Source organism: Streptomyces sp. BoleA5, assembly GCF_000373665.1.
Classification (GTDB): domain Bacteria; phylum Actinomycetota; class Actinomycetes; order Streptomycetales; family Streptomycetaceae; genus Actinacidiphila.
The window spans coordinates 79,766-101,375 of sequence record NZ_KB892104.1; the positions used below are offsets into that span (position 1 = coordinate 79,766).

At 69.7% G+C, this 21,610-nt stretch carries 16 protein-coding genes; 6 read left to right on the plus strand and 10 right to left on the minus strand.

What is annotated here, in order from left to right:
* Window positions 1–2 precede the first annotated feature (2 nt).
* The 5 genes from B085_RS0119500 to B085_RS0119520 form a co-directional block, all read right to left on the minus strand.
* Window positions 3–854 (minus strand): NmrA/HSCARG family protein, encoded by an 852-nt coding sequence (locus B085_RS0119500; protein WP_018560259.1) that lies wholly within the window; start codon window positions 852–854, stop codon window positions 3–5.
* Window positions 855–982: 128 nt separating this feature from the next.
* Complete coding sequence (locus B085_RS0119505) at window positions 983–1,336, minus strand: carboxymuconolactone decarboxylase family protein (RefSeq protein ID WP_018560260.1); 354 nt, start codon at window positions 1,334–1,336, stop codon at window positions 983–985.
* A gap of 42 nt (window positions 1,337–1,378) precedes the next feature.
* Window positions 1,379–2,077 carry an RraA family protein gene (locus B085_RS0119510; RefSeq protein ID WP_018560261.1) on the minus strand — a complete coding sequence of 233 codons (699 nt, stop codon included), beginning with the start codon at window positions 2,075–2,077 and terminating at the stop codon, window positions 1,379–1,381.
* A 584-nt stretch (window positions 2,078–2,661) separates the two neighbouring features.
* Window positions 2,662–3,162 (minus strand): RidA family protein, encoded by a 501-nt coding sequence (locus B085_RS0119515; protein ID WP_324603873.1) that lies wholly within the window; start codon window positions 3,160–3,162, stop codon window positions 2,662–2,664.
* A gap of 21 nt (window positions 3,163–3,183) precedes the next feature.
* Complete coding sequence (locus B085_RS0119520) at window positions 3,184–4,134, minus strand: NADP-dependent oxidoreductase (RefSeq protein WP_051102111.1); 951 nt, start codon at window positions 4,132–4,134, stop codon at window positions 3,184–3,186.
* A 269-nt stretch (window positions 4,135–4,403) separates the two neighbouring features.
* Here B085_RS0119520 and B085_RS49375 point away from each other — a divergent pair, with 269 nt between their 5' ends.
* Window positions 4,404–4,589 carry a hypothetical protein gene (locus B085_RS49375; protein ID WP_158689772.1) on the plus strand — a complete coding sequence of 62 codons (186 nt, stop codon included), beginning with the start codon at window positions 4,404–4,406 and terminating at the stop codon, window positions 4,587–4,589.
* 124 nt (window positions 4,590–4,713) lie between these two features.
* On the opposite strand, the gene B085_RS45715 is transcribed toward B085_RS49375, so the two are convergent.
* The 4 genes from B085_RS45715 to B085_RS0119540 all read right to left on the minus strand — a co-directional run bounded on the left by B085_RS45715 (window position 4,714) and on the right by B085_RS0119540 (window position 12,762).
* On the minus strand, window positions 4,714–5,379 hold the full coding sequence (locus tag B085_RS45715; protein ID WP_018560264.1) for a sigma factor-like helix-turn-helix DNA-binding protein: 666 nt from the start codon (window positions 5,377–5,379) through the stop codon (window positions 4,714–4,716).
* Between the two features lie 91 nt (window positions 5,380–5,470).
* Window positions 5,471–8,311, minus strand: a complete 2,841-nt coding sequence (locus B085_RS0119530; protein ID WP_018560265.1) for a helix-turn-helix transcriptional regulator — start codon at window positions 8,309–8,311, stop codon at window positions 5,471–5,473.
* A gap of 208 nt (window positions 8,312–8,519) precedes the next feature.
* Window positions 8,520–9,500 (minus strand): RNA polymerase sigma factor, encoded by a 981-nt coding sequence (locus B085_RS0119535; protein ID WP_018560266.1) that lies wholly within the window; start codon window positions 9,498–9,500, stop codon window positions 8,520–8,522.
* Between the two features lie 790 nt (window positions 9,501–10,290).
* Window positions 10,291–12,762, minus strand: coding sequence for a SpoIIE family protein phosphatase (locus B085_RS0119540; RefSeq protein WP_018560267.1), 2,472 nt, complete (start codon window positions 12,760–12,762; stop codon window positions 10,291–10,293).
* A gap of 408 nt (window positions 12,763–13,170) precedes the next feature.
* On the opposite strand from B085_RS0119540, the gene B085_RS0119545 reads away from it, so the two are divergent.
* Window positions 13,171–14,067 (plus strand): RNA polymerase sigma-70 factor, encoded by an 897-nt coding sequence (locus tag B085_RS0119545; RefSeq protein WP_018560268.1) that lies wholly within the window; start codon window positions 13,171–13,173, stop codon window positions 14,065–14,067.
* Between the two features lie 369 nt (window positions 14,068–14,436).
* Here the strand turns inward: B085_RS0119545 and B085_RS49380 are convergent, their stop codons facing one another.
* Window positions 14,437–14,574 carry a hypothetical protein gene (locus tag B085_RS49380; protein ID WP_018560269.1) on the minus strand — a complete coding sequence of 46 codons (138 nt, stop codon included), beginning with the start codon at window positions 14,572–14,574 and terminating at the stop codon, window positions 14,437–14,439.
* Window positions 14,575–14,771: 197 nt separating this feature from the next.
* On the opposite strand from B085_RS49380, the gene B085_RS0119555 reads away from it, so the two are divergent.
* The 4 genes from B085_RS0119555 (at window position 14,772) to B085_RS0119570 (ending at window position 21,411) form a co-directional block, all read left to right on the plus strand.
* Window positions 14,772–15,704, plus strand: a complete 933-nt coding sequence (locus B085_RS0119555) for a hypothetical protein (protein WP_234018608.1) — start codon at window positions 14,772–14,774, stop codon at window positions 15,702–15,704.
* 115 nt (window positions 15,705–15,819) lie between these two features.
* Window positions 15,820–16,266: a hypothetical protein gene (locus tag B085_RS0119560; RefSeq protein WP_018560271.1), complete on the plus strand. Its 447-nt coding sequence runs from the start codon at window positions 15,820–15,822 to the stop codon at window positions 16,264–16,266.
* 213 nt (window positions 16,267–16,479) lie between these two features.
* On the plus strand, window positions 16,480–20,376 hold the full coding sequence (locus B085_RS0119565) for a WD40 repeat domain-containing protein (RefSeq protein WP_051102114.1): 3,897 nt from the start codon (window positions 16,480–16,482) through the stop codon (window positions 20,374–20,376).
* A gap of 150 nt (window positions 20,377–20,526) precedes the next feature.
* A complete protein-coding gene (locus B085_RS0119570; protein WP_018560273.1) occupies window positions 20,527–21,411 on the plus strand; it encodes a C40 family peptidase in 885 nt (294 codons plus the stop codon).
* The last annotated feature ends 199 nt before the right edge of the window (window positions 21,412–21,610 follow it).

A 21,610-nucleotide genomic window follows, 5' to 3' on the forward strand; every position in this document is an offset into this window, starting at 1 on the left:
AGTCAGCGGCCAGGACCGAAGGCGCTTCGCGTCCAGTCGGCAAAGCTGGTCCAGGCGATCTCCGGATGGCCCGCGTGCAGGGCAGGGATGTCGACGCCGTAACCGGGCCCGTTCAGGAAGCTCCACATCGCGTGCATGTCGGGGTTCCCGATAGCCTCCAGCGGTACGCGCTCGTGCCGGACCTCGCGTCCCAGGGCGGCGCCGAGCGCGTCCGCCATCTGCGCGGGAGTGGGTGCGTCGCTGGCCAGCTCGATACGCCGCCCCAGGTATGGCGCGGGGTCAAGCAGGACCTCCGCCGCGAACGCACCGTGGTCAGCGCGGGCCAGCTGCTGCAACGGCCTGTCCGACGGTAGCGGCAGGTCGAGCGCCCCGCCGCGGATGCGCTCCGCTCCTCCCAGGGCGTTGTCGTAGAAGTACGTCGGCCCCAGGATCGTGTAAGGCACGTCTCCGGATACCAGCTCTGCTTCGATGCGGGCCTTGCTGTCGAAGTGCGGCACCCCGCTCTCCTTGCCGGCCCCGGCCACCGAGCTGAACACCAGATGCGGCACGCTCCTCTCCCTGGCCGCAGCAAGGATGGCCCGTCCCTGGGCCACCTCGGCGTCCACGCCGGCCTCGAAGGGCGTGGTGAAGGCAAAGACGCCTGCCACCCCGTCCATGGCCGCGGCGAGAGATGCACTGTCACTCAGGGAACCTGCGACAACGGCCACGCCCCGATCGGCCAGTCGGCGAGCCGCTTCCCGCTGCGGGTCCCGGACCATCGCCCGTACCCCGGCCCCGCGGGTCAGCAGCGCCTCGGTCACGGCCCCGCCCTGTCCGCCGGTCGCGGCAAGCACCAGAATCGGCTCATCAGCCATCGCGGGAACTCCTTCTCTTTCTGACTGCACGATAATGGACTTCAGTGGAAGTAAAAATGTATCCGGCGATGACAGATTCGCCGGTGCGGCAACACGGAGCATCCGCAGAACATTCTTCCGGCCGGCAACTACGCGCCGGGAATGTCGCCGCCCTCAGCACGGTCGAAGAATTTCATCGCCATGAAGCCGTGGGCATAACTGCCGCCCGCACGCACCGCAGCGGCGATCATGATCGTCTCGGCCAGTTCCTGCTGGGTCGCACCCGCGGAGTGCGCAGCGCCGGTATGCGCCTCGATGCAGTAAGGACACTGCGTGGTCAGTGCCACCGCCACGGCCATGAGTTCCGTGTACTTGCGCGGGATGACCTTGTCGGCTCCCCGCATGACCTGCGAATCCCAGGCCGCGAACGCGTTGAAGGCCTTCGGGGCGCCGGCACGGATGTGCTTGGCGTAGTCGTGATCGGTGTGCTCGTGGTAGGACATGATCCGCTCGGGTGTATGGGGTGGGTGTCGGTGTGCGGCCGGTCAGCCGGCCTGCTGCGGAGCGACGTCCGCGCGGTGGATCCCGTCTGTGGCCGCGAGGTCTTCCCCGGCCACACGGTGTGCTTCTTCTAGAACCTCGAGTACCTGCTCGTGCGGGACGACCGCGGCGCCGGAGGAGTCGGCAAACACATAGTCGCCGGGCCGGATCATCACCCCGCCCACGACGACGGGGCGGCCGGCCTCGAACGGGGTCACGACTTCCCCGCCCCACTTCACGCTCTCTCCGCGGCAGTAGACGGCGAACCCACAGGTCGAGAGCTCGGCGAAATCCCGCAGACGGCCGTCCGCCAGGACCCCGGCGAGGCCGTGGGAGGCGAGCAGGGAGAGTTTCGTCCCGCCGGCCAATGACACGTCAGGATGTCCGTTGCTCGCGAGGACGAGAACACGGCCGCTTGCGCTGTCCGGCGTCGCCTCCTCCAAGAGTCGGCGGAAGTTGTACCGCTCGGATGGGAGAATGTCATGGCAGGTGGGAAAGTACGAGACCGTCGCCGCCGGCCCGAAGAGCACCTGGTCCGGCGTGGGGCTCACCAAGTCCGACAGGTGGCACCGGTGACGGTGGAATTTCCCCATGGCGTCAACGATGTTGGCGGTCGTGAGCTTCGCCGACAGACCTTTCCGCTTGAATTCTTCGGTCACGTCGATCTGCCCAGCGGGCGAATTGTCGAGGATTGGGCGGTTCACGATGTTCTCCGGGTTCGCACACTGCTTCCTCCCCTATGACCCACCGCCCGGAGAATGTGTGACACCCCCCCCCACGACCTGAGGGCCGCCGCACTCGCCACGCTGCAGGAGCGGCGGGAAGCACTCTCAGGGGGCTGCCGACTTCTGATCAAGCCGCGCGGGTGCTTGCGGGGCGCTGGACGGGAGCGACAGTCATCTGTGGGTGTGTCAGTTGGGTTGTACTCGTGAGGGGCATCTACAACGATTTATGACGATCGAGATAGACGCCCCCACAACTGCGCCTCACGTGAGCGCCGATTAGTTGTGTGAGGACCATCTGCCGCCCTGATGGCCCGCGGTCGGTTCGCGAGACAACCAACGGATGCCGCACTGGTCACACGGGAACGAGCGAGCCAGACATCGACACCCGGTTGAAGTACTCGGCCGCCGCACGTTTCTCCCCACACCACCGTGGAACACCGGGGTACGGCCAGGGAAGCTCTACCGCTCCAGGTCAGCGCGGAGGCTCCCCGGGACAGGCAGTGCATGCCCATAGGGCATCTGCATGGCCGCGGGCCTTCGGGGCAGGAAGAGACAGGGCAACGCTAGCGCGTGACGTCGAGACGAACTACGGCACCGATCTCGACGAGTTGGTCGGGCAGCGCCAGGTCGGAGACGCCCATGATGGTGCTGGTGGGACGGTGGTCGCCGCAGTACGCGGAGTGCAGTCGGGCAGCCGTGTCGAAGTGCTCCCGCAAGCCCCTGACGAGGACGGTTGTCTCGACGATCTGGTCGCGGCGGGCACCGAAGTGCTCGAGCACGCGGTCGAGGTTGTCGAGGGTTGTACTCATCTGGAGTGCGAAGTCACCGGTTCCGATGAAGGCTCCCGTACTGTCGTGTGACAACTGCCCCGAGATATAGAGCGTCTCGCCGGCCTGTACGGCCTGGCTATATCCGTAAAGTGTCTCCCATGGCATGCCGAAGTTGAATTCCCGGGACACTACAGTCACGATCTCTCCTCTTAATCCGATGGGTTCCGCGCAAGTCGGGTCGACAACTATGACCAGCATCGCCTCGCTGTTGTGACAGGCCCGCGCAGGTGCCATCCCTCACGACGGAAGGCAGCGTCACCGGAGAACGATGACGGTCTTTCCAGTGGCGTGCCCGGTACGGGCCTTGGCCACGGTGGCCGGTACGTCGGCGAGCGAGATTTCCGCGTCGATACGAACGCGCAGGTCTCCCTTGGCTGCGAACTCTGCGAGCGCAGTCAACGTCTCGGTTGTGGGGTCGTTGGAGATGTTGACGCCGAGAATCAGACTGGCGGCCAGAGCATCGGGGTCGGTGGCGTAGTTGGTACTGATCAACGTCCCACCCGGGCGAAGCAGGCTGACCATGGGGCCGATGTCGCCTCCGGCGGGAGTGATGAGATCGAGGACAGCGTCGATGCCGCCGGGATAGGCGGCGGCCACTTGCTCATGCGTGGGAGCTCGGGTGAAATCAACCACGGTGTGGGCACCGAGATCGCGCAGGTACCCGGCGATGTCGGGAGTTCCGGTGGCCAGAACGCGGGCCCCGGCCCGAGCGGCGAACTGGATGGCCGACTGCCCCACCCCGCCGCTCGCCCCGTTGATCAGAAATACACCTGTCTGGAAGAGACGTGCGGCTGCGACAGCCTGGTAGGCGGTCACACTCGCAGTGGGAAGTGCTGCGGCGAGCGCGAAGGACAGGCCTTCCGGGATGCGCGAGACCTTGCCGTCCTGCTCGGCGAGGGTGAACTCGGCGTAGGAACCCAAGCCCTGAGGTAGGCGCATGAACTGTCCGTAGACGCGGTCGCCGGGTTGGAAGCGGGTCACACCCGGGCCCGTCTTCTCGACGACGCCCGCTCCGTCTGACCCCATGACCAGGGGAAAGGTATGCGGTGTGACGTCCCTGAGGGCGCCGTCGGCTACTTTCCAGTCGAAGGGGTTCATCCCGGCCGCCTCTATACGCACCAGGAACTCGCCGGGTCCGGGTTCGGGAGTGGGCAGGTCCACCAGATGTGGCCGGGCTGCGAAACCTGGGACGACAATGGCTTTCACATCGAGAACCTTTCAAAGGGGTAGCGTCATATCTGCATGCATGGCGCGATGCGAACGGCACGGAGCCTCGTCCGCAGCGCGCGTCGGGCAAGTCGTGTCACTTTGGAACGCGTTTGTGTGGGACAGCAGCCCTGTCCTACTGGGCAAAGCGTTCAGGCCGTGCCGGCCGCCGGGAGCTTGGGGCACGCCCTGATGCTCGAGGCGCCTTCCGGAAGGAATGGCGGCGTCACGTCCTGCAGCAATGTGACCTCGGGCGGGAGCGGGTCTGAGTGGGCGTCGTGCTGGGCGTTGCCTTGTCCGTCATGATTCATACCTCCGTGGTTCCGCCCGGAACGAACCTTCTGCGGCTGATCGCGCTTCCGACCCCTTTGCCGATGGCGTTTCGACGGCGCATTTACCGTGCGGGCTCATTCAAAGCGTTCGATACGATGACCACCGACCGTTCGCATGTGTGACGTGTGTGCAGCGCGCACCCGAAGAGCCGTAGCGGCGGCGTGTGATCGGACGAGTCAACGCTTGGTAGAAGTCGTCGAATCGGCCGATCTTGAAGCATGCAACGTTCCATTGGCGGAGACGTCGCTACTGCCCTACCTGATCGCTTACGGGAACCGCCGATGCTTTCTTTGCGGCGTCCCCGACTTTACTGATGGGTCGCCAGTTCTCCGTGTGCGCCAGGGGCGCCTCAGCCAGGAACTCCCTGGCCCGTGCGACCAGGCGGTACGTGTCGGCTTGAGACAGGCCAATGATCTCAGCGACCCGCTCATATGAGCAGTCGTACGCCTCGCGGAGCACATAGCCTGCCCGCTCCGTGGGAGTGAGCTGCTCCATCAGCGTCAGCTCCGCAACTCCTAGCGCCTTCCCATTCGCGGCGCCCGTGGGGAGGTCGTTTGTGGTGGCGACGGGCTCCGGCAGCCACAAGCCGACATAGTTCTCCCGGCGGACTCTCGCAGCGTGCAGTTCGAGAATCGCCAGCCTGGTCACCATCGTGATGAGGGATGCCTGCACGTCCTGCACCTCAGTGCGGCCGGAGTTCCCCCAGCGCAACCAAACGTCCCGGAGGACGTCCTCGGCTTCGCGAACACTGCTGAGCATGCGATAAGCGATTCCGAACATGAGCTTGCGGGCGTTGTCGAAGACGAATTCCGCTTCCCGGAGGTCATCCGGTGCTGGGTCCGGATTCTCCTGGTCCGATCGAGCGCCCGGGGGTTGGGGCGGCATCGTCGTCTCCAGGCTGGGCGCGAACATCGGGCACTCCTTTGAGTGGATGGCACCCATTGAGGGCGATGGCTCCATCCTCGGTCCGCGATACTCCTCCCCGAGCCCTGGAAGTCCGTGGTCACCTCCGTGGGGGTCCCGGTGTCTCGTGTGCCGGCTCCCTGCCGGATCGTGCGGTGGCCGTGTCGGGGGCCATCGGGAGAGCGTTTCGCAGCGCGCGCCGTGAGCTGATCCCGAGCTTCATGTACACCTTTCGCAGGTGCCACTCCACGGTGTGCGGGCTGATGAACAACTCCGCTCCGATCTTCGGGTTTGTCATGCCGTCGGCGGCAAGTGTCGCGATCTGCGACTCCTGGGGGGTCAGGGCGCTCGCCGGCTTGGCTTCCCGTACCTTGACGCGTTCGCCGCAGGCGAGCAGCTCACGGCGAGCTCGCGCAGCGAACGCGTTTGCCGGCATCCCGTCGAACATTTCGTGTGCCGTGCGAAGGTGTTCTCTGGCCGCCGAGCGGCGGTTGGCCCGGCGTAGCCACTCGCCGTACAGCAGGTGGGTGCGTGCCGTCTCCACGGCGACGGCCACGCGGTCGCGGCCGAGCTGCTCGATCGCGGTCCGGTACAGACCATCGGCCTCGTCGCCCTCGGTGAGAAGAGCCTGGCTGCGAGCGGTGACGCCACGGGCCCATCCGGTATCTGCGGCGCGGGTGAGTTCGACCAGCCGGGCGAGCGAGTCGCGGGCTTGGCCGAACTCGCCGCACCGGGTCGCAGCCTCGACATGTTCGACCAGCGACAGGCCGGTGAAGTTGAATCCGTCGTGTTCGATGCCGGAACGAGCCGCGACCAGGGCCTGGTCGTAGCGTCCCAGGCCGTTGAACAGTACGCCTTGGATGTAGCCCGCAGCGCCCAGTAGGGACACTTCGCCACGTTGTGTGGCCCTCGCCTTGGCTTCCTCGATGATGCCGGCGGCAGCGTCCTCGTCGCCTCGCCACGCGGCCAGGACCAGCGTCGCGTATTTGTGCGGAGCGTGGCCGGTCGCGGCGGCGATTGCGTCGGCTTCGTCGATCATGCGGCCTGCCCCGGCGAAGTCGCCGGTGTGAATACGCACTCCGCCGGCGTAGATCAGTGCGGGTGGCAGCACGCCGAGCGCTCCGATGTCGCGAGCCAGGCGCACCGCACGAGTCGCCAGTGCGTCCCATGCCGTCAGGTCCCAGGCGTAGTGGATGAAGGCCTCCAGAGCGACTGGGGCCAGGAGAAGCCAGCGCATCGTCGCTTCCCGGGTGCCGAGGTCCTCGTGCAGGAGAGGCTCCAGTGCACAGCGCAGTGCCGGCCCTCCGGTCGCGTAACCGCCTGCGAGCAGGGTGGCCACACCGTCCAGGAGCTGGTCGGCGGCCTTGGATCCCGAGGGGGGCGCCCCGGACCCGCGGGCCGCGATCGCCGCAGCGCGGGCACCTGCCGGGCCGTGGACCCTGCCTGCGAATATGGTCGCGCCGATTGCCTCCAGGTAGGTCTCCCTGGCGAGCGGCGACTCGGCGGCAGTGAACTGCGCGGCGGCATCGAGGAGCAGCGGTGCCGCTTCGTCGCTGCGGCTGCGGGCGAAGAGGATCCGGGCACGCAGGCGGGCCAGGCGGGCTCGGTCCAAGGGCGCGAGGGGGTTCAATTCGGCGAGCGTCGCCTGCTCCGTGGCTCGGTCGGGCGAGGCGGCCGAGAAATGGGCCTCGGCGGCCGCGAGAGCTCGGCGCCCCCGCAGCCAGGGGTCAGGCGTCACCTCGGCCGCACGCTCCAACAGAACCGCCTCGGCTGCCATGCCACCGCGCTGCCGCGCCCGGTCGGCGGCCTGCTCCAGCCCCGCGGCGACCTCCTCGTCCGGCCCGTCGACGGCCTGCGCCGCGTGCCAGGCGCGCCGGTCGGGATCCAGGACCGGATCCGTGGCCTCCGCCAGCGCCCGGTGCGCTGCTCGGCGTTCCTCGACGTCTGCTTGGTGGTAGACCGCGGAACGGACCAGCGGGTGCCGGAACCGAAGGGACTCACCGAACTCGATCAGGCCAGCCGCCTTGGCCGGTGCGGCATCGGGAGTGATCTTCATGGCGGCGGCCGCTCGGACCAGCAGGCGCGCGTCACCTACGGGTTCCGCCGCGGCGATCAGCAGCAGCGTCCGGGTCGACGGCGGCAGCGAACCGAGCCGGCCGACGAAGTCCCGCTCCACGCGACTCGACACCGGCCCCTGGGCACCCGGGGAACTCGAGCCGAAGCCGTACGCCAGTTCGGCGGCGCTGCGGCCGCGGGAGAACTCCAGCAGTGCGAGCGGGTTGCCATCCGTCTCGGCCACGAACCGGTCCCGGACCCGCTTCTCCAGCCGCCCGCCGACGGCGGCCTCCAGGAGCTCTCCGGCCGCGGCGGCGTCGAGACCCCCGAGCCGCATCTCCGGCAGACCGCCCAGTGCGGCCTGCCCCTCGGGGTCGCGTACCGCGAACGCCATTGAGACCGCCTCGGCGAGCAGCCGCCGGGCCACGAACTCCAGTGTCTGCAACGACACCTGGTCCAGCCACTGGGCGTCGTCGACCACGACGAGCACCGGCCGGGTCTCCGAAGCCCGGGTGAGCAGCGTCAGCACGGCGAGACCGACCAGGAAGCGGTCGGGAGGATCTCCGGCCGCCATCCCGAACGCCACGCGGAGGGCATCACGCTGGGGTCCCGGCAACGCGTCGACCTCGGCCAGGAACGGCGCACACAGCTGGTGCAGGCTCGCGTAAGGCAGCTCCATGTCGGCCTCGATGCCCCGCGCCCGGGTCACGGTCACCTCTGACGCCCGGGCGGCCGCGTACTCCAGGAGCACCGACTTCCCGATGCCCGCCTCGCCACGGATCACCCGGACCCGGGACTCACCTTTGCGCAGGCCGACCAGCAGGTCGTCGAGCTCCTTGCACTCGCGATGCCGGCCAACCAGGTCGGGAAGCGGGCTGGCGGTCATGCGGGGGTTGTCGCAGAACGCGGAGACGATACGACGCCGTCCCCCTCGATGTGGTGCGAGCCCGCCGCCAAGGGGGCGTTCGTCGGGACAGACATGTTGTTCTCCGAAGTCCTGCGGGTGGCGATTGCAATGACAAGACGCAGGAGAGTGGCCGAAGTTCGATTCAAGACGTATGGCTCACGTCACAGTTGCCGCTGGGGCGGGGTCGTCAGCCTTCGGTGCCACATCCCAGGGCCGACGCCGGGTCCGCGACCTGCCGCGCCCTAGGGTGGAACAGACGTAGTCGGTGCACGCGTCCGTCGGCGTCCAGGCTCATCAACCACGCCACCGCGGGCGGGCAGTGGTCGCGGTCGTCCGCCGGATTGAGGATGTCTGTCTCCCAGACGGTCAGCGACCTGCCGGCCACGGTGTGCACCAGACGCTGGCGTACACCGGCTGCGATGTCCCGGTTCATACTGCGCACGAGGTGGCGCCGGTCACCTACGGCGTCTTTGCCGCGCATCAGCATGACGTCCGGGGACCAGCGCTCGGTGAGCAGGTCGCCGAAGTCGCCTCGTTCGGCGGCGGCAAGCGTTTCGTTTGCCTCGATCTCGCTGGCGCGGACGCGCTGGGACGCTTCCCCGTGCGCGGCGTCCGTCGTAGCGGCGAGCGCTTCAGCCAGCTTGGTCCGGCCCTGGCTGATGCGACTGCGAACCGTCCCCACCGGAATGCCGCAGGCCTCGGCGATCTGCTCGTAGGAGGTGACGCGGAGGCTGAAATGGCGCAGTACCAGGGGCAGGCGTAGCGCAGGAGAGAGGTTTTCGATCGCCTCCCAGACCCAGTTCCGCAGCGTGTTCTGCTCAAGCCACTTCTCAGGGGATGCCTTGGCGGAGACCACTGGCACATTGGCCTGCGGAACCACGTGAGCTGCGTTTCGCAACAGTGAACGACAAGCGTTGCGCACGATCATACGCAACCACGCCCCCACGGCCGTCGGGTCGCGGACTTCGCCCACGCGTCGGAGCGCGGTCACGGTGGCTTCCTGCATCACGTCGTCGACGTCGGGGCCCGGCCCGAGAAGACTCAGCGCCACGGCGATCATCCCCGCTCGGTGTCGTTCCAGAAGCAGACTCAGGGCAGTGATCTCCCCGTCCTGGGCGGCATATGTGAGCTTGGCGTCCTCGATGCGCGCGGCATCCGGTTCGTCCATCACCGTGCTCCTTCGCGTTCACACTGTTCTGGTTCGCTCATCGCCTCGATCGCTGTCAGGGGCTCGCCGCGGCCGAGCCGCTGGCTACGGTTCATGCGAGTAGCCCTTGGTGGGACAAAACACACTGTCAATGGTGTGCAGTCCGGTTCAGGATCGAGCGACGAGGGGCTGGATGCCCGGACGGCAGGTCCTGGCGGGAGGCCCGGCGGCGGGGGGTCCCGCGGGGATCTCTGTGGCTCACTCCAGCGCCTACCTCGGCCAGTGGGCGCCCCGCCGACTGGCCGGACGCACCGTACCTGCGTTGGAGCTCATTTCGCTATCGCCTCACTGGTCTCTGACCTCTCATTCACCTGCGCGCCGACGCGTGGGTTTCACGGTGGCTCGGGGTGCACTGCACAGCGAAGCACCGGCCCCAGGAAGGTGTCAAACGGGTCGACAGTGGACAGTGTGACGGTGAACAGGTCACCACCTGATGAATTGCGCATGCCGATACCACGATTTCGCCCCTAACCCGCTCTGAGCCGGCAGGACGGGTACAGCCGCCTGCGCCTGCGGTGATGCATGCCACCGACAGTCTCGAATGGCCCACAGATGAACGAAGGTCGACAGCGCCCCGGATAGCTGGTCGCGGTGGCGACGACGTAGACACCAAACGAATCGCCCGCACTGCCGGCGACGACTCCGCGGTGGGGCACCCCCGGCAGTACCGGCCCAGACCAACACTGCCGGGCGTACAACCCGGAGCGACCTCTCACCAGGCCGGATAGCAAGTGCAGGTGAAGCACTGGCGCTAGGTCGCAGCAAGCGATGACCGAGAGTTGGAGGTGGCGGGTATCGCTTGTTCGACCCATACGACCTTGCCTTCCGGCACCAGTCGAGATCCCCACCTGCGCGACATCTGAGCGACGAGGAGGAGGCCGCGCCCATTCTCGTCCGTGGAGCGTGCTCGACGTGGGCGCGGGGCACAGGCGTCGGAGTCGGACAGCTCGCAAGTCAGAACACCGTGTCGTTTCAGGCACAAACGGATCGGACCGGTGCTGTGCCGTACGGCGTTGGTGACCAATTCGCTGACGATCAGCTTCGTGGAGTCACTGAGACTGTCCAGGCCCCATGTGGTCAACTGACCGGCCGCCAGGTCGCGGGCGCTTCTGACGGCGGTCTCGTCGTTGGGCAAGGTCCAGGAGGCGATCTGGGCCGCGTTCAAGGATCGGGTCCTGATGAGAAGCAGGGTGGTGTCGTCGCACGATGCCTGCCCGGAGACGGTGTCCGTGGCGCGCGTGCAGAGTTCCTCCAGGGGCCGGCCTGGTTCCGCGAGTATGGCACCCAAGCGACGCATGCCGCACTCGATGTCGCCGTCGCGGGTCTCGATCAGGCCGTCGGTGTAGAGGGCGAGGAGGCTCCCTTCGGACAGTTCCATTTCCACGGTTTCGAAGGGGTCCCCGAGACCGACGCCCAGGGGCGCGCCAGGGGGGAGGTCGGGGAAGGTGACCCCGCCTTCGCGGTCGACGATCGCGGGCGGGGGATGTCCGGCCCGGGCCATGGCGCATACGCGGGTGGCAGGGTCGTAGACGGCATACAGGCAAGTGGCGCCTACGGCGCCAGGCATCGAATTCAGGTCGTCGCCGTCTGCCTCGGCCATTCGCTGGACGGTGTTGTCGAGATGGGCCAGCAGTTCGTCGGGAGGCAACTCCATGTCGGCGAGCGTGCGCACGGCGGTTCGAAGCGTGCCCATGGTCGCGGCGGCGTGCAGGCCGTGCCCGACCACGTCGCCGACGACCAATGCCACCCGTGCACCTGACAGCGGGATCACGTCGAACCAATCGCCACCGACCCCGTGGTCCATGTCGGCAGGCAGGTAGCGCGATGCTGCCTCGACAGCCGTGCCGCCGGTCAACCTGCGCGGCAGAAGGTTGCCTTGCAAGGTAAGGGCGGCGGTTTGCTCGCGCGCGTACCGACGGGCGTTGTCCAGAGCGACGGCGGCACGATTGACGAACTCTTGCGCCAACAGCAGGTCGGTTTCCTCGAATGGCGTCCGGTTTTCGGTGCGGACGAACATGACCACTCCCAGCAGCGCGCTTTGTATATGGACGGGCACGACCATCAGCGAGTGCATGCCGGTCTCGCGGAACCGCCGAGCCAGCGCCGGGCGCCCCTCGACCCAAGGTCGCTCTAGGTGCTGCTCCAGGTGGGGTTTGCCAGTGCGCAGGACTGCGGCCAACGGTGACGCGGACGACATGGGTACCGACTCACCGCGCCGCAACGGGAAATCCGGCACACCCCGATGAATCGAGGCCTGCCCGGCACGACGCAGCACGGGAACACCACGGTCCGCGCCGATGTGGACAGCCGGCTCCTGGCCGAACGGGACGGACTGCTCCAGGTCAACAGCGACGTAGTCGGCGAGCAGTGGCACGGCGAGGTCGGCCAGGCCCTGGCTGGTCTGCATCACATCGAGGCTTTCACTCAACCGTGTACTGGCCTTGGCGATGGTGGCAAGGTCCTCACGTATCCGCCGGCTCTCGGTCACGTCGGCGCTGATCACGCATACACCGACGGTTTGGCCGTCGGCACCCAGGAGGCAGTGATAGGCACCAGCGAACGAGTGCTCCCTCCCTGGGGCAGCGGGCAGCCACGCCCGGTACTCGTGCACTTTGGTGTCGCCGCCTTGGAGGACCTGCCGCATGAGCGCCTCGATGGCTTCGGCCGTGGCGCCAGGTGCCGATTCGGTGAGCCGACGCCCCAGGCGCCGGCGAACGGGGACGCCGTCGTGCTGTTCCATCACGTCGTTGGCGAACATGCACCGCAGGTGAGAGTCCCGGATGACGACCCCGATCTGCGCGCGGGCGAGGAGCGGGCCGCGCGCCAACGTGCTCAGCACATCCCCGGACAAGGCCCCTGAATCAGTCAATGAGGCCAACCAGCGTGTGGTCCCGCCCTGACCTGGCAGTGCCGTGATCCGCAGACTGACGTCCACCAGGTTGCCGTCGTGGCGGCGCACTGCTGACGCCCCCGGCCAGCCGTTCTCAGCAAGGAGGCGCTCCACGAACGCATCGGTGGTGGTCGCTGCTCCGAAGGACGGCACCACCAGGGCGGCCGAGCAGCCGACGATGTCCCCGGCACCGTAACCAACGAGCCGTTCGGCGGCCTGCGTCCACCCGACAACCGTGCCCGACTCGTCCAGCAGTGCGAAGGCGGTGTCCGATATGCCGAGCCCATCGAATTCATTACCGAAAGTTATGCACCGGAGGCTGTCCGTCGTCATCGGAGTGCTGTCCTTGCGTCGCCGGGTGGGGAAGGGCCCGTTTTCGACCCTTTTGGTTGAATGTCAAACCGGCTCCCCGTTTCGTGACAAGCTCCCGAAAACGTTACGAACGGCCACTACTCGATTACGTTCAGCATCGCGGCAGACCGGCCGGGACATGGCCTGCGTGCTGCATGGCGTTGCCCTGGCGGCATATCCACCGGCGGGAGCGACGCACGACACAGGGGTTATCGCCGGCCGAAGGCGACGACTCAGCGATACCGCACCACTCACAGAGATGCTTGCGGCTCCACAGAGCGGCTCCTCTATGCATGGAGCCCGCAGCTCGCGAGCGGAGAGAGCGCCTGACTCGGCGCGCGCCCCTCTGTGCCCGCTAATAGCATGGTGATCACGAGTTGGAGGACACTCATGCGCACGCGCGAGAAGTCAGACTCCCTTGAGCAGGCAACGAGGGATTTCATGGCAGCGCGTCCCCAGCTTTTCGGCATCGCCTATCGCGTCCTCGGCAGTGCCGCGGAGGCCGAGGACATCGTCCAGGAGGCGTGGCTGCGATGGCAGGCCATCGAATATGCCGACGTCAAGGAGCCGACGGCGTTCCTGACGACGATCACCACCCGTCTGTCGATCAACTGCGCCAAGTCCGCCAGAATGCGACGCGAGTCCTACATCGGGCCCTGGCTTCCGGAGCCGGTCGACACCAGCGCGGATCCGCAACTGGGGGCGGAGCGGGCAGAGGTCCTCGACATGGCGGTTCTCTTCCTCCTGGAGAAGCTGAACCCCGTGGAACGGGCTGCCTACGTGTTGAGGGAAGCCTTCGCCTACCCGTACAAGAGGATCGCAGACATCCTGGAGACGAACGAACCCCATACGCGTCAATTGGTGAGCCGCGCCCGGAAGCACCTGGCAGCGGAACGCAGAGAGCCGGTCAGCCCAGCCGCTCACCATCGTCTGATGAAGGCGTTCGTCGCGGCGGCGCGATCCGGTGATCTGGCGTCACTGGAGAAGCTTCTCGCTGCCGACGTGGTCAGCTATGCCGATGGCGCAGGGATGCGCGGGGCGTCCAAGATCCCGATCGTGGGGCGACCGCATGTCTCAAAGACCCTTGTCGCATACTCGCCGCGGTTCTGGCCGGAGAGGGAAATCCGCTGGGTGGAGGCCAACGGAAGGCCGGCGGCACTGGTGACATGTCACGGTGCCGCGGTGGCTCTCGTGACGGCCGATGTGTCGGAGCGCGGTATCGAACGCATCATGTGGGTGGTCAGCCCGGCCAAGCTGGCCGGCTATGTGGCGACTCTGGCCGGTTGAGCCGGTCAGGAGCTTCACCCCGGCCGGCTCCCACTCGTGCTCTCAAGCCCTGTGGAGCGTCGTCGGGCTGCACGCGAAGGGTGCACTTGCACGTTCCCGGCGTCATGCCGAGGGCCGCTGCGGCCGGGGCGCCGTGCGACCGCTACCCGCCCCTTCGCTTGCGCAGCGCGGAGGGGAGGCCCCGCCGACCATGGTGGCACCGTCACCAGTCGCGGCCTCGTGCCCGCAGAACACAGGATCGCACTTGAGGTGTGGCACGTCGCCCGAAACGCGAGCCACGCTCGTGTCCGCCCCTTTGGCGGCTGGTGTTCAGTGGGCTTGATCCGCTTTGACGGACTGGGCTTGATCCCCTTTGACGGACATCGGAGATCAGGAGTTGGACGGCGCGGCGAGACGACGCATGGCGTCGGCGCCACCGTGCACGTCTTCGGCCCAGGGCAGGGTGCGCGACGTCGACGCCGGGTCGAAGTCGTCGCCTCCCCCGCCCCGTTCCCCCACCTCGCCCACGGTTTCCCCGTCCGGCAGCCGGTGGGCAACGGGAAACCCGTCGACCCCGCCGGGCGGCGCCAGGAGTCTGTGTCTCGTCGGCGCACGGCACGACCGTGGCCGGCGGCAACCGAGGGGGCGCCCTCTCCGGTGCCGCACGGGGGACCGGGCGGCACCGGGGATCCGGGGCCATGACGTGGCAGGGGGAATCGGGCTCCATGAGACGTGCGCTCATGTCGCTGTGCGCGGTGGCCGCGCTCGCCACCGCCGTGGTGACCGGTGACGGCGCCGGCGATGCCGGCGACGCCCGCGGACAGACCCGTCAGCACATCGGCGTGCGCACACCGGCGCTGACCTGGCGGCAGGAGGTCCGCGTCAACGACGCCATCCAGCGGCTGACCAGCCGGTGCATGGGACGCCAGGGCTTCGCCTACCAGGAGGAGCGCGATCTGACGCTCCAGGAGAGCCGGCCCGTGCGCTTCGTCCAGGACGACCTGACGTGGGCGCGCACCTACGGCTACGGCAGCCGCATCGAGACGAAGGGCGCGCGGCTGCGCGAGCGCAACGTCAACGGAACCTACCGCCAGGACCTGTCCGCCACGCGCCGCGCCCTGTTCGACGAGGCCCTGGACGGCGGCGACGGCGCCCGCATGCTCACCGCCCCGATGCCGAACGGCGGGGAGATCCGCAAGCGTATCGGCGGCTGCACCGAGGAGGCCGAGCGCACGCTCTACGGCGATCCCGCCGAGTGGTTCCGCACCAGCAAGATCGCGCTGAGCGCCAACTCCCTCTACTCCGGGCGGCTGTTGAAGGACCCGAAGCTCACCGCGGCCGTCCGGGCGTGGTCGGCGTGCATGCGCGAGGCGGGCGAACCCTACCCGGACCCCCAGGCCGCCCAGGAGGGCGTGCGGGCCGCGGCCGTGCGGCTGGGCGCGGCACGCGCCGACGAGGCCTTCGCCGCCGAGCGCAGGACCGCCGTCGCGGACGCCGACTGCGCGCGCCGCACCTCCCTGCGGGCCGTCGCCACGGCCCGGGAGAAGCACTACCTGGACCGCCTGCCCGACCGCTACGTCAAGGACATCGACACCTACCGCCGTCTCGGCCGGCAGGCCTACGACCGGGCGGTGCGCATGGTTCCGGAGCGTGACTGACCATCTCGCGCACGGAAGCGCCCCGTCCACCGGCGAGGGCACCCCACGGGCACCCGACGCCCCGCCCCGCCGGCGCACCACCACCGGGCACCATCGAGAAACGAGGGGAACCATCATGCGCAAGTTCACCGTCTCCGCAGCGCTCATCGGGCTCACCGCCCTGGGCGTGACCGTCCCGGCCGCCACGTCGCAGGCCGCTGAGAGCGGCGCCGCCGGCGCCGTGTGCGACAGCAAGTGGGGGGCGCGCAACGGCAACATGTACGCCTGGGACGGCTACGACTGCAACGGCAGCCCGATCATCGTCGCCGCCGGTGACAGCTCCAACTGGGGCGGCGCGAACGACCGGGCGTCCTCGGTGATGAACCGGGGCTACACGGGCAACCTGTCCATCGTGAAGTTCTTCTACCTGGCGGACCACCTCGGCGGTCACACCTGCCTGTACCCGGGCGAGCTGTACGCCGACAACCTGTCCGACAACAACTTCACCGACGGCCACGTCGTGGACAACAACATCCGGTCGCACCAGTGGGTCAACGGCGGCTGTGGAGCCACCCTGACCTGATTCCGCCCCACCGGCGAGTCGCGCGCGGGGCCACCGCCCTCACCTGGGGGCACGCCCTGCCCGGGCACCGTAGGGACGCACGTCCGAAGCCGTCGACCCGGCTTCGGACGTGCGTCTTTGCGCCACAGCGAACAAACGCCGGGATGCCCCAGCCGTCCCCCCAGTAGCCTTGACGTGCGCCGTTGCACGGCCGTACTGCCCCGGGGGGACATCGTGGTCGACCCACGCCACGCGACCGAAGCAGACCACCTCGCCGCGGGGAACCCGGATGCGCCGACCACGCACTCGTTCCCCGCGCAACTTCGACGACTCCGGCGCGAACGCGGCCTTTCGCTCGCCGACCTGGCCCGCAGGACCCACTACAGCAAGGGCTACCTGAGCAAGATCGAGACCGGCGCGAAGCGGGCGACCGTCGACGTCGCCCGGCTCTGCGACCAAGTGCTGCGCGCGGAAGGGGCGTTGCTCGACCTCGTCGAGCGCGCGCCCCGACGTGCTGCGGGCTCGCGCAAGGAGGCGGACGGGACCGGAGCGCAGTCCGAGGGGGCATGTCCCTACCGGGGGCTGTCGGCGTTCGGACCGCAGGACTCGGCGTGGTTCTTCGGCCGGGAACGGGCCACCGCCGTTCTGGTCGAGCGGATCTTCGAACGGCTCGGCAGCGGACCGCTGATGCTCGTCGCGCCGTCCGGCGCGGGGAAGTCGTCCCTGCTGCAGGCCGGTCTCGTCCCGGCGCTGCGGCGCGGTGACTTCCCGATGCCGGGGGCCGACCGGTGGCCCCTGGTGACCCTCACCCCGATCGCGCGGCCGCTCGAGGAACTGCTGGAGCGGACCGGGAAGGCCCTGGGTGAGGACCTGGGTATCACCGCCGAGCAGCTCCGGCGCGAGCCCGCCGCGCTGCTGGAGGCCATCATGGCCCGCTCGGGCGGGTCAGCGGCAGCGCCCGGGGGGCAGCGCCCGCCGCCGTCGCGTCCGGTGGTGATCGTCGACCAGTTCGAGGAACTCTTCACCGCCTGCGCCGACGAGGACGAACGTCGCGCCTTCGTCCGTGTGCTGGCCGCCCTGGCCGGCCCACCGCCGACGGCGGACCCGCACGCCCCCGGCATCGTGGTCCTCGGGGTCCGCGCCGACTTCGTCGGCAACTGCCTCGACCTGCCGGACCTCGCACCGGTGTTCACCGATGGACTGTTCGTCCTGCCCCCGATGTCCGAGGCGGAGCTGCGCGCCTCGATCACCCGCCCCGCGGAACTCGCCGGGCTCACCCTGCAACCGGGTCTGCTCCCCCTGCTGCTGCGCGACGCAGGGCTGCGCGGCGAGCCCGGCACCGCCCGCGGCGACGGCAGCGGCGACGAGACCCCCTCCGGCGCGCTGCCCCTGCTCTCACACGCCCTGCTGGCCACCTGGCAGCAGCGCGAGGGCGCCGAGCTGACCGTCGCCGGGTACGAGCGGGCCGGAGGGATCCAGGGCGCGATCGCGCGGACGGCGGAGACGGTGTTCGCCCGGCTCTACCCGGCGGAGCAGCGCACCATCCGCCGCATCCTGTCCCGCCTGGTGTTCGTCACCGACGGCAGCGGCGTCACCCGCCGACGTGTGAACAGGGTCGCGCTGATGGGGCAGTTCACGGATGCGGAGGGGGCCGCCGCCGCGCTCGGCGCGTTCGTGCGAGCCCGGCTGATCACCCTCGACCGCGACACCGTCGAGATCACGCACGAAGCGCTGCTGCACGCCTGGCCGCGCCTGCGCGACTGGATCCACGCCGACCGCGCCGGACTGCTGCTGCACCAGCAACTGGCCCACGCCGCCGCCGCATGGGAGAGCGAGGGCCGCGACCCCTCCGCGCTGTACCGCGGCACCCGGCTGGACGTCGTGCGCACCTGGGCCGACGAGTCGGACGGATGGAGCCGCCTGAATCCGGGCGAGGAGGAGTTCCTGCGGGCGAGCCAAGTCGCCGAGGACGGCCACCGCGGGCAGCTCGGACGCCAGGCCCGGCTGCGGCAGTACCTGCTGGCCACCCTCGCCGTCCTGCTCGCGCTCGCGGTCACCGCCGGAGGGCTCGCCTACCAGCAGCGCGAGAGCGCCCGCAGCCAGGAACGCGTCGCGCACTCCCAGGCCCTCGCCGTCCGCTCGGCCTCTCTCGCCGGCGGCCGCCCGGAGGCGTCGATGCTGCTGGCGGAGCAGGCCTTCCGCACCCACGACACCCCCGAGGCGCGCGGCGCCCTGCTGAGCACCCAGTCCCAGCCGTTCGCCGCCCGGCTCGACGATCACCGCGGGCCCGTCAACACGGTGGCCTTCGCCCCGGGCGACAAGCTGCTGGCGACGGGGAGTTCGGACGGCACGGTGATCCTGCGCAGCATGCCCGGGCACCGCACGGTCGCCGTGCTGCCGATGCGCGGGCCGGTGCGGTCGATCGCCTTCAGCCCTGACGGCCGCACCCTCGCGGCGACGTCGACGAGCGGTCCCGTCCAGCTGTGGGACGTCGCCCGCCGCCGCGTGACGGCGACCCTCCCGGCAGCCACCCGGGCCGCCCGCGCGGTGGCGTTCGCCCCGGACGGGCGCGAGGTGGCCGTCGCCACCGCGGGCGGCACGATCGAGGTGCGCGAGAGCAAGGGCGCGTACCGCGTCACCGCGGCGCTGCCCGGTCACCGCGGGGCCGCCTACGGGCTCGCCTACTCCCCCGACGGCCGCACCCTCGCCTCCGCCGGCGCCGACCGCACCGTACGCCTGTGGGACCTCCTGCGCGCCCGCTCCCTCGACGTGCTGCGGGGCCACACCGACGGGGTGCTGGGCGTGGCGTTCTCGCCGGACGGCCGAGCGGTGGTGTCCGGCGGCATCGACCGGACGGTGCGGCTGTGGGACGTGGGCACGGGCCGCCTCACCGCGACGCTGTCCGGCAGCAGCGACGACATCAACGCCGTCGCCTGGACGCCCGACGGTGCCACGGTCGTCGGCGCGGTCGGCGACGGGACGACGCGGCTGTGGGACGTGCACAGCGGACGGCAGACGGGCGTCCTCGCGGGCCACACCGACTACGCGCTCGGTGTCGCCGTCACATCCGACGGGGCCCTGCTCGCCACGGCCGGCTTCGACCGGTCCGTGGTGCTGTGGAACCTCGCGGGCCCGGCGCTCACGGCTCGCCCGTTCACCGAGGTGTGGCAGGCCCAGTACAGCCCCGACGGCAGCCTGCTGGCCACCGCCGACACCGACCACACCGTGCGGCTGTGGGACGCGGGCCGGCGCCGGCTGGTGGCGACCCTGCGCGGCCACACCGAGACGGTCTTCTCGGTGGCCTTCGCCCCCGACGGACGCACCCTGGCCTCCGCCGGCTCCGACGGCACCGTCCGCCTGTGGGACGTGGCCGGGCACCGGCTGCTGGACACCCTGCCGGGCCACACCGGGCAGGTGTTCGCCGTCGCCTTCGCGCCCGACGGCCGCACCCTGGCCTCCGCCGGCAGCGACCGCACGGTCCGGCTCTGGGACACCTCGGACGGCCGCCCGCTGGCCGTGTTGACCGGCCACGACGACTTTGCCAACGATGTCACCTTCAGCCCCGACGGACGGCTCCTCGCCAGCGCCGGCGACGACCTGACCGTCCGGCTGTGGAACGTCGCCACCCACCGCCGGCTCGCCACCCTCACCGGCCACACCGGCGCGGTGCGCAGCGTCACCTTCGCGCCGGGCGGCCGCATCCTCGCCAGCAGCGGCAACGACGGCTCCGTCCGGCTGTGGGACGTGCGCCGCCAACGCACCGAGGCGACCCTGACCGGCCACGTCGGCTCGGTGCGCGGAGTGGCCTTCTCCCCCGACGGCCGCACCCTCGCCAGCAGCGGCACCGATCGCACCGTGCGCCTGTGGGACGTCGGCGGGCGCCGGGGGTGGGCGACGCTGACGGGGCACACCAACTCGGTGTGGAGCGTCGTCTTCGCCCCCGACGGCCGCACCCTCGCCAGCAGCAGCACCGACGGCACCGTCCGGCTGTGGGACCTCGACCCGCAGGCCCGGCTGGCAGCGATCTGCCGGCTGCGCGCGGGCCTGGACGCCCGCGACCTCGCCGCCCTGCTGCCCGGTGTCCCCGCGTCCGAGCTGCCGCGGGCGGCCGCCTGCGGCCGCCGGGGGTGACGGCCGCACTCCCAGTGGGCGCGGGTTTCCCGAGGGTTTCCCGTTGCCCACCGCAGCAGGGCGACGCCCGCACCTCGACGGGCCGGGGGCGCGGCCCCCAGGCTGCTGTCCGACCAGTTCCGCACACCACCAGAAAACGGGGGTCCTGGCATGGCCTGCCGGACAAGAGTCGTCCACACACTGATCGCCCTGCTCGCCCTTCTCCTTGCCGCGCCGACCGCCACCGCCGCCGCGGGCCCGCCGCACGCTCCGCAACGGGACGCCGCCGCGTGCGGCGCTCTCGCCACGGGGGCCTCCGCGGCCGCCGAAGCCGCCATCGCCGCCGCCTGCGCCGAGGTGGCGGCCGGCACCTGGTACACCTGGGGCGGCGGCCACGGCGCCCAACCCGGCGCCACCTACGGCCAGATCGACCCGACCGACCCCGACAGCGCGCACGACCCCGAGCGGCTCGGCTTCGACTGCTCCGGCCTCGTCCGCCACGCCTACGCCCGTGCCGCCGGCTCGGACATCCTCAACGGCACGGCCAGCACGCAGTACTACACCCACCGGGCGGCGAACCGGTTCACCGCCGCGCAGGGCCTGGCGCCGCTGCTCCCCGGCGACCTGCTCGCCTGGGGCCGCTCCGACGACCTGCACCACATCGCCATCTACCTCGGCGCGGGCAAGATGGTGGAGGCCAAGGAGTCCGGCACCCGCCTCATGGTCAGCGACGTCCGCCTGGGCGGCGACTACTACGGCGCCGTCCGCGTCAACACCGGTAAGGTGACCGGCCACATCCACCGCACCTGGGGCAGCGGCGTGTGGACCAAGCAGGCGCCCTCACTCGGCGCCGGCCGCGTCTACGCCTTCCCCGGCCCGACCACCATCCGCGTGCAGTGCCAGAAGCACGCCGAACTCGTCGAGGCCGAGGGCTACTCCAACGACGTCTGGGCCTACCTGCCCGACTACCAGGCCTGGATGACCAACATCTACATCCAGGGACCCGCCTGGCTCGACGGGGTCCCCGACTGCGACACCGTGCCGCCCAAGCCCTGACGCACCGGGGCGCCGGTCGCCGCCACCCGCGGCCACCGGCGCCCGCACCCTCGTGCGCCCGTTACCGCTCACAGCAACCGCGGCGCCTCAAGCTCGTGCGTCGTCAGCGCGCCGCTCTCGTCGCACAGTGGAAACCACGCCGCCTCTCCCCCACCACGGTCCGGCTCACCGCCCGGCACGCAGCTACCCGGAACCGACG